This is a genomic window from Amycolatopsis sp. NPDC054798 (assembly GCF_053611505.1).
Genome location: NZ_JBSHAM010000020.1, coordinates 22,003 through 34,035, shown reverse-complemented (window position 1 = coordinate 34,035; position 12,033 = coordinate 22,003). Strand labels below are relative to the sequence as shown.

The window sequence follows — 12,033 nt, the reverse complement described above, 5'->3', positions numbered from 1 at the left end:
CACGGGATTCCGCCGGCCCCCGCCGTGGCGGATTGAAATCGTCGCCAAGACTAGCTGGCGCCATATGCACCCGAACGGCTGATGTCGGGGGAGCGCGGCGGCGCGCTTGACTGGAACCGGTGAGGAGCGGTCCGCGAGGGGTCGGCCGGACGGGTGAGGGGCGCGGGAGGCTGGGGGCGCGTGGTTTACGCGGTCGTGGGGGGATGGCTGGTGCTGGCCGCACTGGTCGTCGCCGCTTGGCGGCGGCTGGGGCGGGACCGGCGGTGGCGCGTCGCGGCTCTTCTTCTCATTCTCGGGTTTTCGCTGCTGCATCAGCTGTTGTTCGCGATCGCCACCGAGGACGCGTACGTCAGTTTCCGGTACGCGCAGAACATCGCCGACGGCAATGGCCCGGTATTCAATACAGGCGACCGCAGCGAAATGTACGCGAATTTCCTCTGGCTGGTGATGATCGCGTTGCCGCGCGGGGCATTCGGTGCGGAAGTGCCTGCCGCGGCTGTCGTCTTGAGTGGCGCGGCCGCGCTGGGGTGCGTGTTGATGGCGTATTTCCTCGCCAATCGCATCACTGCGCTCGCGTTGCCGGAGGGGGTTGAGCCTCGGCGGGCGGTCGGGGTCGCGGCGGCGTTGCTGACCGCGGGGGCGAACGGGCTCGCGGTGTACGGGCTTTCGGGCACTGAGCTGCCGATGTTCGCGTTGCTTGTGCTCTGTGCCGCGTACGCGTTGGTGGCAGGCCGGCCGTTGGTTGCCGGGGTGCTCGTGGCCAGCGCGGTGATGACGCGGCCGGAAGGACTGGTGCTCGCTGTCGTCGGCGCGGTGTGGCTTGTTTTCGCCGCCGCGCGCGGACGGCACACCTGGTGGGCTCCGGCCGGGTTCGTGCTGGGCGCGCTGGTGTTCCTGGTTCCGTGGACGGCTTGGCGCGTCACGTATTACGACCGTTTCGTGCCCGACGAGAGTTCGCCGCCCGGGCTGGATTGGCCGTATCTTGGTAGTTTTTCCTTGGCGCACTTGGGTTTTCTCGTCCCGGCCGTCGTGGTGGCGGGGCTGGCAGCGGGCAGGGGACGCGCGGTGGAAGCCCGGTCGGCGTTGTGGCTGCTGCTGATTCTCGCCGTCGGGCACACCGCGTTCGTGGTGCTTTTCGAGGAGGATCCGGGACTTTCGTGGCGGCTGCTCGTGCCGGTGCCGCCGTTGCTGGCGGTCGCCGCGGTAGCCGGGTGCGGCGTCCTCACCCCGGCCCCGCGGCCGCGGGCGATGTCCCGGGCGGTTCCGGCGGTCACCGCGGCGCTCACCGGGATCGCGGTGGCGATCTCCGTGCTCAGCCCGGACGTGCTGGAGCGCGTACGGGCCTGGAGCACGCAGGGCGCGCAGCTGGCCGAGGTCGGCGACTGGCTCGCCCGCTACCTGCCGCCGGGATCGGTCGTGAGCGCCGGAGCGCCGGGGCTGCTCGCTAGCCGCGCCGGCTCGAAGGTGGTGGTGGTCGGGCTGGACACGGAACGGTCGACGCTCGCCGTGCCCGGCCGGTCGGGGTACGCCAGCCGCCAGGACTGCGCCGACGACCTGCCCGCCTGGTACCGCGTCGCGACCTTCCGGCGGATCGGGACGCCGTTCTGGATCTCGGTCTACCCCCGTGCCGACGACGCGAGCAGGCTCGTCGGCGAACTCGACCGCGCCCCGGACTTCCACTACGTGTCCTGCCCCTGAAGTGTGGCGGAGCCGACCCGCGCGACCTACCGGCGGGAAACCTACGGTCCCGTAGCCTTGGTCGCATGGCTGACTTCGTGTACCCGCCCGTCCTGGTCGCCGCGCGGCTGATGTTCCGGCTGCTCGACAACCGACTCCGGGTGACCGGGGCCGAGCACGTGCCCGCCCGCGGCGGTGCGGTGCTCGCCTGCACGCACGTCAGCTACCTGGACTTCATCTACTGCGGCCTCGGCGCCCGTCCGGCGAAGCGGCTGGTGCGGTTCATGGCCAAACAGGAGATCTTCAGCAACCCGGTCGCCGGTCCGCTGATGCGCGGCATGCACCACATCCCGGTCGACCGCGCGGCCGGGCAGGCGTCCTACGACGAAGCGGTGGCCCGGCTGCGCGCGGGCGAGGTCGTCGGCGTTTTCCCGGAGGCCACGATCAGCCGGTCGTTCACCGTGAAGGACATCAAAACCGGCGCGGTCCGGATGGCCGCCGAGGCGGGCGTGCCGGTGATCCCGATGGCGCTGTGGGGCACGCAGCGGCTGTGGACCAAGGGCCGCCCGAAGGACCTCACCCGCAGGCACGTGCCGATTTCCGTGGTGATCGGCGAGCCGATGCGCCCCGGACCGGACGACTCGTGCGAGGCACTCACGACGGATCTGCGCGCCCGGATGTCGGAGCTGCTGGAAAAGGCGCAGGCGGAGTACCCGGAGGCCCCGGAGAGCGACGCCGAACGCTGGTGGCTGCCCGCCCACCTCGGCGGCAGCGCGCCGACGCCTGAGGAAGCCGCCGCGCTCGACCGCCGCTCGTGACCGGGTAAGCGCCCCAATGCCACATTGGGTGCGCTCAGCGCACCGAACGCCACATTGGGTGCGTCAGATGCACCCAATGCCACATTGGGGCGCTTAGAACCAGCGCTCCAGCACCTGCGCCACGCCGTCCTCCGCGGCCGGTCCGGTGATCTCGTCCGCCACGGCCAGTACGGTCGGGTGTCCGTTGGCCATCGCGACGCCGTGTCCGGCCCATTGCAGCATCTCGACGTCGTTGGGCATGTCTCCGAAGGCGATCACGGACGACTGCGGCACGTCGAAGCGTTCGGCGACGTCCGCGAGCCCGGTCGCCTTCGTCACGCCGTGAGCGGCCAGTTCGATCAGCCCGCCCGAAGACGAATACGTGACGTCCACCGCGCCATCGAGCACCGCGCTCGCCGCCTCGGCCATCTCCTCCGACGTCATCCCCCGGCGGCTGATCAGCAGCTTGATCGCGGTTTTCCCGAGCACCTCGGCGCGCGGCGCGATCCGGCTCTCCTCGTCGCCCCACGGGTTGTGGTACTCGGGTTCGATCACGAAATTGCGCAGTTCGTGGTCAACCGATCCGGTGCCGATCCGTTCCGCGGCCAGCCGGCAGCCGGGCAGCGCCTTGTCGAGCGCGGAGGCCAGGTCGTGCAGCAGTTTCGGCTCGAGTTCGCCGTGCACGGCCACCACCGAATCGTTGCCGATGTCGAGCAGCACGGCGCCGTTGGCGCACACCGCGTAACCGGTCAGGCCGAGCGGGCGGGCGATCGGCGCGATCCAGCGCGGCGGGCGGCCGGTGCACAGCACGAACGGCACGTCGCCGGCGAGAATCCGCTGGACGACCGACACCGTGCGCGGCGTCACTTGTTCGCTGGGGCCGAGCAGGGTGCCGTCGACATCGGACGCGATCAACCGGGGTTTCTCCACGCGTCCCATTCTCCCGGTCGCCGCCCGTTCGAGCGAATGTCAGTGCCGGACGTTACGGTCGGCCTCGTGCGAGCAGGCATCGTAATTCTTCCTGAAGACCGCTGGTGGGCGGCCGAGCCGAAATGGCGCGCGGCCGAGGAGTACGGCTTCGACCACGCGTGGACCTACGACCATCTCGGCTGGCGATCGCTGGTCGACGGGCCGTGGTTCTCCGCTGTGCCCACCCTCACCGCGGCCGCCATGGTCACCTCCACGATCCGGCTGGGGACCTTCGTCGCCTCGCCGGTCGCGCGGCACCCCGTGCCGTTCGCGCGCGAGCTGATCACCCTGGACGACGTGTCCGACGGGCGGTTCGTGCTGGGCGTCGGAGCCGGCGTGGACAGCTCGCGTTACGACGCGCAGGTGCTCGCCGCTCCGGAGCTGACCGCGCGCCAGCGGGTCGACCGCTTCACCGAGTTCGTCGAGGCCCTCGACGGGCTGCTGATGACCGACAACTTCGACTTCTCCGGCGAGTACTACTCCGCGCGCGGCGCGCGGAACCTGCCCGGCACGGTGCAGCGGCCCCGGCTGCCGTTCCTGGTCGCGGCCAACGGCCCGCGCACCATGACGCTGGCCGCGCGGTTCGGGGCGGGCTGGGTCACCACCGGTCGCGGCGGGGACACCCTCGACGAATGGTGGACCGGCATCGCCGAGCTGGTCCGCACGTTCGATCAGCGGGCCGAAGCGGCGGGCCGGGAACCGGCGAGCATCCAGCGGTACCTGAGCCTGGACGCCGCGCCGGTGTTCTCGCTCAGCAGCGTCGCGGCGTTCCGCGAGGCCACCGAACGGGCTCGTGAGCTGGGCTTCACCGACGTCATCGCGCACTGGCCGCGCTCGAGCGGGCCGTACGAGGGGCACGAATCGGTGCTGGAGAAGGTCGTCGAAGAAGTGCTGCCGGGCCTCAAGGCCGAGTAGCGGCCCGGGGACCGCGGCGGTGCTGGCTGCGGTCCCCGGGAGTCACTTGATGATCGTGTAGATCTGCGCGCCGGGATTGCGGTAGACGAGCCGCAGGAAATCGCTGCCCGCCAGGTCTCGCAGCCCGGGGGAGAGCGGCGCGTCCTTGGCGATCGAACCGCTGCCCACCAGCACGTGGCGCACCTTGAGCCGCTGCACCGCCTCGCGTACGCGCAGGTCCAGGTCGTAATCGCGGAAGTGCAGCGCCAGGTACGCCGCGTCCGGGGAGATCGGGCCGCCGCCGTCGTAGTGGCCCGCCACCGGGTGCACGCCGGTCAGCGCGTACATCCAGGCGGTGCCGTCGAGCCGGTCGTTCAGCACCTTCTCCTCGGCCGGGATGCCCATCCGGCCGAGGAAGTCCATGGCCGCGATCTCGTCCCGGCTGACCGGCGGCGTGACCTCGCCCTCCGGGCCGTTGTAGTACAGGAACGACACCGCGGTGGCGTTCGCGGTGCGGTAGAAACCGCCGGTCAGCACCGCGGTCACGGCCACGACGACCGCCGCCGCCGCGACCCCGAGCCGCGACACCACCTTCGGCCGCGCCTGTGCCCAGCTGACCGAGCGGATCAGCTGCGCGATCCAGCGCTGCAGTTCCGCCATGCCGTGCCCGGCGAGCAGGCACAGCGGGATCGCGGCCAGCGCCATCAGCCGGAACCGGTCGTTCCACCACGGCCGGGACAGCGAGATCACCAGCGGCGAGGCTCCGTAGGACGTGACCAGCACGAACAGCCCGGACAGCCCGATCGCGGAGATGATCAGCCAGCGCAGCCTGCCGAGCGAGCGGAAGCTCAGCACGCCGACCAGGAGCAGCGCGGTGAGCCAGAGCTGCGGGCTGTGCAGCACCTGCTGGAACGTGGCGAGCATGTTCAGCGCCGACATCACCGGCAGGTCCGAATTCCACGGCTGGTACGGGTACGCGCCGTTGGTGAAGCCGATCGCGCCCATGATCTGCAGCGAGGCGAGCGCGAGCGCGAGCGCCATCACCGGCACTACGCGCACGATGTCGCCGCCGATCACGCGCAGCCCGTTGCGTCCTTCGGGCACACCGTCCACTTGAAGGCCGCGAAGCGAGCGGTACCAGCGCTGGAGCACCAGCGGCGCCGCGAAGAGCGTGCCGCCGAACAGTGCGCTCGAATGCGCGACAAGCAAGCCGTCGACGGTGAGCGCGAGCACCAGGCCGGTGTCGATACCGGGGCGTACGAGGAAGCGTTGCAGCGAGACCACCATGAGCGGGGTCAGGACGACGCCCAGCGCGTACGGCAGCAGGCCGCTCGAAACCGACTCGTACGCGCCCGTCGTGGCTGCTGCGGCGATGAGAGCCGCGCAGCCCGCGAAGACCGCACGGCCGCCCATCTGGCGGACCACAGCGACCATCGACAGCGCGAAGATGCCCGCGACCGGCATGGTGACGGCGTTCAGCGTGACCGGGATGGTCGTCCCGGAGATCTGGTACACCAGCGCGCTGACCAGGTGATAGCCGTTCGGGTAGAACGAGCCGTCCGGGTACCAGTTGATCTTGCTCATGCCGATGAGCGAGCCGTCGCCGGTGTCGGCGATGTAGCGGATGCCGTTCGCGTGGTAGACGGTGTCCCAGCGCTGGAAGACCGCCGTCGTCCCGCCGCGCGCGGACAGCACCACGGCGATGGACAGCGCGGTCGCCACCACGACGCACGCGGCGACCGACCAGTGCGCGCGCGTGCTCCAGACGACCGGGGGTTCCTCCGCGCCGGGGTTGATCCAGCCGCGGACGAGGCAGAGCCTGCGGACGCCCCACGCGACCCCGGCCAGCAGCACGGTGCAGGCCGCGGCGGTGAGGACGTTGTAGGGGAGGCCGACCGCCGCCAGCCAGGGCCCGCCCAGACCGGTGACGGCGTAGCTGAGCAGCGGCGCTAGTCCGGCGAGGGCCCAGCCGCGCAATCCCGCGGCCCTTCCGATGATGCCGCCCGGGACCATCAGCACGGCCAGGTAAGTGGCCACCGCGCCGAAATAAGTCCAGAAGGTGTCTGGTGCAGGCATGCTTCTCACTTGTGTAGTGCGGGTAAAACCCGGCGGGATGCCGAGGTCGGTTCGGGAGGCGGTCGCGCGACTGCGTACCCTGAGCGCCCGTGAGCGAGCACACGAACTCCGCCAAGATTACTGAAGACGACTTTCGCGGTTACGACCTCGTCGTCGTCGGGTCCGGTTTCTTCGGCCTGACCATCGCCGAACGGGCCGCGGCCGAGCTGGGCAAGAAGGTCCTGGTCCTCGAGCGCCGCCACCACCTCGGGGGCAACGCCTACTCCGAGGTCGAGCCCGAAACGGGCATCGAGGTGCACCGCTACGGCGCGCACCTGTTCCACACGTCCAACAAGCGGGTGTGGGACTACGTCAACCGCTTCACCGAGTTCACCGGCTATCAGCACCGGGTGTTCGGCAAGCACGACGGGCAGGTCTACCCGCTGCCGATGAACCTCGGCCTGATCAACCAGTTCTTCGGCAAATCGCACACGCCGGACGAGGCGCGCGAGCTGATCGCCAAGCAGGCCGCCGAGTTCCGGACCGAGGACGCGCAGAACCTCGAGGAGAAGGCGATCTCCCTGATCGGCCGTCCCCTCTACGAGGCGTTCATCCGGGATTACACCGCGAAGCAGTGGGAAAACGACCCGAAGAACCTCGGCGCGAACATCATCACCCGCCTGCCGGTCCGCTACACCTTCGACAACCGGTACTTCAACGACACCTACGAGGGCCTGCCGGTCAACGGCTACACCGCGTGGCTCGAGAAGATGGCCGAGCACGAGAACATCGAGATCCGGCTGAACATCGACTATTTCGATGTGCGCGACCTGATCCCGGCGGGCACCCCGACCGTCTACACCGGTCCGCTCGACCGTTACTTCGACTATTCGGCGGGCCGGTTCACCTGGCGCACCGTCGATTTCGAATCCGAGGTCGCGCAGACGGGCGACTTCCAGGGCACCTCGGTCGTCAACTACAACGACGCCGACGTGGACTACACCCGGATCATCGAGTTCCGCCATTTCCACCCGGAGCGGGACTACCCGAAGGACAAGACCGTCATCTTCCGCGAGTTCTCGCGTTTCGCGAAGGAAGACGACGAGCCGTACTACCCGATCAACACCGCGGAGAACCGCGAAAAGCTGGAAAGCTACCGCGAGCTGGCGAAGACCGAGGCGCGCGAGAAGAACGTCTTGTTCGGCGGGCGGCTCGGTACGTACAAGTACCTCGACATGCACATGGCGATCGGGTCGGCGCTCTCGATGTTCGACAACAAGATCGCCCCGCATTTCACCGACGGTGCGCCCCTCGACGGGACGATCGATGCTTGAGAAAGACACCCCGCGCGGCGAAGTGGCTGTGCTCTCCACCACCCAGAAGGTGCTGAAGAAGCCGGGCACGGTTCAGGTCGCGCGGGGAATGTCGCTGTTCGGGGAGCACAGCGCGGGCTGGTTCGCGCTGGGCTTGCTCGGAGCGGCGGCGGACCGCGACCGGCGCAAAGACTGGCTGGTCGCGGCGGCCGGAGTGGTGGGCGCGCACGCCGCGTCGATCGCCGTGAAACGCGTCGTGCGGCGGCGCCGTCCGGACCATCCCAGCGTGGAGGTTCTGGTCGGCACGCCGAGCAAGCTGAGCTTTCCGTCGTCGCACGCGACGTCGACGACAGCGGCGGCGGTGCTCTACTCCGGATTGACCGGGCGTAACCTGGTCCCCGCCCTGGTACCGCCGATGCTCGCCTCGAGGCTGCTGCTCGGCGTTCACTATCCGACAGACGTTCTGGCCGGAGCCGCCCTGGGAGGCGCAGTCGGCGGTCTGATCCGACGGAAGCTGACCACAAAGCGATGAGCGAAACGACCGACGAGCGAACCGAAAACGCGTCCGGTACGGCCGAATCCGCAGAAGCGACGAAGCCGGCTGCCGAGAAGACCGACGCGGCCGAGGAAACCGAAGCTCCGGCTCCGGCGACCCCGGCCCCGACCTCGACTCCGACTTCGGCCCCGAAAGCCGGCCCGAGCCCGATGGGTCTCGTGCTCGGGGTGATCAAGACCGCGCGGCCGAAGCAGTGGGTGAAGAACGTCCTCGTCTTCGCGGCGCCGTTCTTCGCGTTCTCGAAGGCGACGAACCGGACCGAACTGGTCATCGACGCGCTGATCGCGTTCGTGGCGTTCTCGCTCACCGCCTCGTCGGTTTACCTGATCAACGACGCCGTCGACGTCGAGGCCGACCGGGCCCATCCGACGAAGCGCAACCGCCCGATCGCGGCGGGCATCGTCCCGGTCCCGGTCGCCTACGCGGCGGCCGTGGTGTTCTTCCTGGCCGGTCTCGCCGTGTCGTTCGCGGCGGACTGGCGGCTGGCGATCGTGCTGGCGGTCTACGAAGCCGTGCAGCTCGGCTACTGCTTCGGCCTGAAGCACCAGCCGGTGGTGGACCTGGCGATCGTCGGCTCGGGCTTCCTGATGCGCTCGGTCGCCGGCGGTGTCGCGGGCGGCATCGCGATGTCGCAGTGGTTCCTGCTGGTCACCGCGTTCGGCTCGCTGTTCATGGTGGCGGGCAAGCGGTACGCGGAGATCATGCTGTTCGAGCGCACCGGGGCGAAGATCCGGTCCTCGCTGAAGAAGTACTCGGCGAGCTACCTGCGGTTCGTGTGGGCGACGTCCGCGGCGATCCTGATCATGTCGTACTGCCTGTGGGCGTTCGAGATCCGGCAGGCCGAGCACAACTCGGTGTGGGCGGTCGTGTCGATGGTCCCGTTCGTGATCGCGGTGCTCCGCTACGCGGTCGACGTGGACGGCGGCAACGCCGGCGCGCCCGACGAGATCGCCTTGAAGGACCGCGTGCTGCAGGTGCTCGGCGCGACCTGGGTCGTGACCCTGTTCCTGTCGTTCTACCTGTGAACGGCGCGCGGATTTAAACAGCTGGCATCCAGCTTCTCCACAGCATCGACGGTCACCCTCGGGGGTGGGAGCCGGGACACCCCGCCTCCCACCCGCTCAGCCCGGAGGACCGACGATGAACGACGACAAGAACCCCTCGTCTGACGAGCCGACTGAGCAGTTCGGCCGGGGCGGGGACTCTTCCGGTGAAGGCCCGGCCGGGGCCGCTTCGGCTGGTCGGCCGGGGGAAGCCGAGGAAGCCGCTCAGCAGAGCGGACCGGGGTCGCCTGGTGAGCAGACTGGCCAGGCCGCACCGTCTGCCGAACAGGCCGCTCAGACCAGCCAGCAGGCCGGTCCGGCCGCCCAACAACCCACTCAGCCCGGCCCATTCGCTCAACCCGGCCCGTGGGGCATGCCGCTGCCGCCGCCGAAGCAGAGCGGCTTCCGCCGGTTCGTCGCCCACCGGGCCACGCAGCTGGTCGCGGTCGGCGTCCTGGGTTTGGCCGTCGGAGGAGGCATCGTCGGCGGTGTCATGGCCGCGACACACCACCACCCCGGCCGTCCCGGCATGAGCCAGCACCAGGGCGGCAATGGCCATCGCTTCGACGACGGCGGTCCAGGCCAGCGCCACCGCGTTCCGGACGGCCAGGACGGCGGCAATCAGAACAACGGTCCCGGGTTCGGCAACGGAAATGGCGGCGGCACCGGGTCCGGCAACTGAGCGAACGGCTTCGATCGAGCCTTTCGCGCAGAATTACTGCCTCTCGTACCTCATTCGGCCAGCAGTGCCGGGTAGAGCACCGTCGGATGCTGCGACAGCGCGGCTTTCGCCGTCGCGCTGTCCGCGTCCGCGATGATCTCGATTTCTCCCGCTTCCAGACCGTCCAGCGCGGCGCGGACGACCTCGGCCGGGTCGTTCTTCGGGATGTCGAATCCCGCCATCATGTCGGTGTCCGTACTGGCCATGACCAGGCCGCTCACCAGCGTGCGCTGGGCCAGCAGCTCCAGCCGCACCGAGTTGGTCATGCTCCACGCCGCCGCTTTCGACGCGGCGTATCCCGCTGAGCCCTGGTAGGTCGCCCAGGACAAGGCGGACAGGACGTTCAGAACCGCGCCGTCCTGCAAACCTGGCGCGAATGCGCGAATCATCTGCAGCGGACCGAAGAAATTGGTCTCCATTTCCTGCCGGATCGCGGCCAGGTCGCCGGTCACCAGGTCGGTGAAGGCGGCGATTCCGGCGTTGTTGATCAGCAGGTTGACGTCCGGCGCGGCAGCCGCGGCGGCGGAGATCGAGGCGGGGTCGGTGACGTTGAGCGACAAGGACACGGCACCGTCGATGTCGAGTGGGCGGCGAGCGGTGGCGTAGACCTTTGCCGCGCCGCGGTCCAGCAGGGCGCGGACGAAATGGGTGCCGAGTCCGCGTCCGGCACCGGTGACCAGCGTGGTTGAGCCTTCGATCTGCATGGGGTTCTCCTGGAAAAGCCGTCAGAAGGGGACAACGGCTATCCTGAATCCTGACGTTGGTGTCAGGTTCTCGTGTTTGTAGTGCGGATCACTTCGGAGGCTCGGATGCGGATCGGAGAGGTGGCGGAGCGCGCCGGGGTCAGCGTGCGTTCGCTGCGCTACTACGAGCAGCAGGGGCTGATCGAGTCGACGCGCACGTCCGGCGGCCAGCGCCGGTACGGCGAGGACACGGTGTCGTGGGTAGGGCTGATCCAGCAGCTTTACGCGGCGGGGCTGTCCAGCACGACTATCCGCGAGTTGATGCCGTGCCTGCGCGCGGGTGTCAGCACCCCGGAGTCGCGGGTTCGGTTGCGTGCGGAGAAAGCCCGGCTGGACGAGTACATCTCCGGTCTCGAACGCACTCGTGAGCGGCTGGAGGCGATGATCGAATTGGCGGAGGCGCCGAATCCGCATTGCCCGGTCGTGCTGGGTTAAAGAGCGGCGAAGGTGTCGTTGAGGATCTTTACGATCGCCCGCGGGGTGCCGGGAATGAGTTCGGTCCGGCCGTTGGTGGTTTGGTAAGTGAGAATTCGGCCCGATTTCACGTCGGCGGCGAGGATCGGTCCGCCGGTGAGGTGGCGGCCGTTCGCGCGTCGCGCGACGTAGAGCTGGTGGGTGGCTTCCGCGGGCTGGTTCAGGACCGAGGCGAGATATTCGTGGCTGTTGGTCTCGTCGAACGGGTCCGGGGCGGCGTCGGACGCGGATGTTACCGAGACCGAGCGGACTGGCGCGCCGGGGATTTGCGGAAGGGCACCGAAAAGCGTTGTGGCTAGCCGGGTCGGTGCGGCTGAGCGGATTTCGACCAGGCCGTCCTGAGCGGACACCAGAATCGCGGTTTGTTCTCGTTGCGCGACTATCGTGGTTTTCTGGATTCCGCCGGGTAATGCCGACCAGGCGAAGTACTCCCGTTCGGCGTAGGCGAGCACCTGCAGGGTGGCGCGCAAATACGGGGACGGCGCGGCATTGTCCGCGAGGCCGAGCTGGGCGAGGAGAGTGACGGTGGCGGCATGGAGTTCGCGGTGCGCACCGGTTTTGACCCAGACTCGGTTGGCGCGCAGCATCGGATGCTGTTCGCCGAGGTCGAGCATGTCCCAGACGGCGGAGAGTGCTTCGGCGGGCAGGGTTATCGCCTGATCGACGTCCTCCCGCACCGGCGCCCCCTCGGCTCTGGCTTTTCGCAATCGGCTGCCCCATGGGCACGGTAGTCGATTGATCACCCGCATGGTGTTGGTGTCTGCAATTGAGAACAGGTAGCGGTTATCGGA

The 12,033-nt window shown here is 68.9% G+C and carries 12 protein-coding genes; 8 read left to right on the top strand and 4 right to left on the bottom strand.

Annotated features, from left to right (window positions below):
* The first annotated feature begins 180 nt into the window (after positions 1–180).
* The gene (locus tag ACWGIC_RS15215; RefSeq protein WP_452076528.1) at positions 181–1,698 is read left to right on the top strand and encodes a hypothetical protein; all 1,518 of its coding nucleotides are present in this window, start codon (positions 181–183) and stop codon (positions 1,696–1,698) included.
* Between the two features lie 65 nt (positions 1,699–1,763).
* Positions 1,764–2,495 (top strand): lysophospholipid acyltransferase family protein, encoded by a 732-nt coding sequence (locus ACWGIC_RS15210; RefSeq protein WP_452076527.1) that lies wholly within the window; start codon positions 1,764–1,766, stop codon positions 2,493–2,495.
* Between the two features lie 93 nt (positions 2,496–2,588).
* On the opposite strand, the gene ACWGIC_RS15205 is transcribed toward ACWGIC_RS15210, so the two are convergent.
* A complete protein-coding gene (locus ACWGIC_RS15205; RefSeq protein ID WP_452076526.1) occupies positions 2,589–3,413 on the bottom strand; it encodes an HAD family hydrolase in 825 nt (274 codons plus the stop codon).
* Between the two features lie 57 nt (positions 3,414–3,470).
* On the opposite strand from ACWGIC_RS15205, the gene ACWGIC_RS15200 reads away from it, so the two are divergent.
* Complete coding sequence (locus ACWGIC_RS15200) at positions 3,471–4,358, top strand: LLM class flavin-dependent oxidoreductase (protein WP_452076525.1); 888 nt, start codon at positions 3,471–3,473, stop codon at positions 4,356–4,358.
* A gap of 42 nt (positions 4,359–4,400) precedes the next feature.
* Here the strand turns inward: ACWGIC_RS15200 and ACWGIC_RS15195 are convergent, their stop codons facing one another.
* A complete protein-coding gene (locus tag ACWGIC_RS15195; protein ID WP_452076524.1) occupies positions 4,401–6,413 on the bottom strand; it encodes a DUF6541 family protein in 2,013 nt (670 codons plus the stop codon).
* Between the two features lie 89 nt (positions 6,414–6,502).
* On the opposite strand from ACWGIC_RS15195, the gene glf reads away from it, so the two are divergent.
* The 4 genes from glf (at position 6,503) to ACWGIC_RS15175 (ending at position 9,986) form a co-directional block, all read left to right on the top strand.
* Positions 6,503–7,726, top strand: a complete 1,224-nt coding sequence (glf, locus tag ACWGIC_RS15190; RefSeq protein WP_452076523.1) for a UDP-galactopyranose mutase — start codon at positions 6,503–6,505, stop codon at positions 7,724–7,726.
* Positions 7,719–8,237, top strand: coding sequence for a phosphatase PAP2 family protein (locus ACWGIC_RS15185; RefSeq protein WP_452076522.1), 519 nt, complete (start codon positions 7,719–7,721; stop codon positions 8,235–8,237). Before glf ends, ACWGIC_RS15185 begins: the two co-directional genes overlap by 8 nt.
* Complete coding sequence (locus ACWGIC_RS15180; RefSeq protein ID WP_452076521.1) at positions 8,234–9,286, top strand: decaprenyl-phosphate phosphoribosyltransferase; 1,053 nt, start codon at positions 8,234–8,236, stop codon at positions 9,284–9,286. The genes ACWGIC_RS15185 and ACWGIC_RS15180 overlap by 4 nt, the downstream gene beginning before the upstream one ends.
* Positions 9,287–9,401: 115 nt before the next feature.
* A complete protein-coding gene (locus tag ACWGIC_RS15175) occupies positions 9,402–9,986 on the top strand; it encodes a hypothetical protein (protein WP_452076520.1) in 585 nt (194 codons plus the stop codon).
* A 50-nt stretch (positions 9,987–10,036) separates the two neighbouring features.
* Here the strand turns inward: ACWGIC_RS15175 and ACWGIC_RS15170 are convergent, their stop codons facing one another.
* On the bottom strand, positions 10,037–10,729 hold the full coding sequence (locus ACWGIC_RS15170; RefSeq protein ID WP_452076519.1) for an SDR family oxidoreductase: 693 nt from the start codon (positions 10,727–10,729) through the stop codon (positions 10,037–10,039).
* Positions 10,730–10,834: 105 nt separating this feature from the next.
* Here ACWGIC_RS15170 and ACWGIC_RS15165 point away from each other — a divergent pair, with 105 nt between their 5' ends.
* Entirely contained in the window at positions 10,835–11,203 is a 369-nt protein-coding gene (locus ACWGIC_RS15165) for a MerR family transcriptional regulator (protein ID WP_452076518.1), read from the top strand.
* Here the strand turns inward: ACWGIC_RS15165 and ACWGIC_RS15160 are convergent.
* A complete protein-coding gene (locus ACWGIC_RS15160) occupies positions 11,200–11,919 on the bottom strand; it encodes an ESX secretion-associated protein EspG (RefSeq protein WP_452076517.1) in 720 nt (239 codons plus the stop codon). The two genes, ACWGIC_RS15165 and ACWGIC_RS15160, sit on opposite strands and share 4 nt — an antisense overlap.
* Between the last annotated feature and the right edge of the window lie 114 nt (positions 11,920–12,033).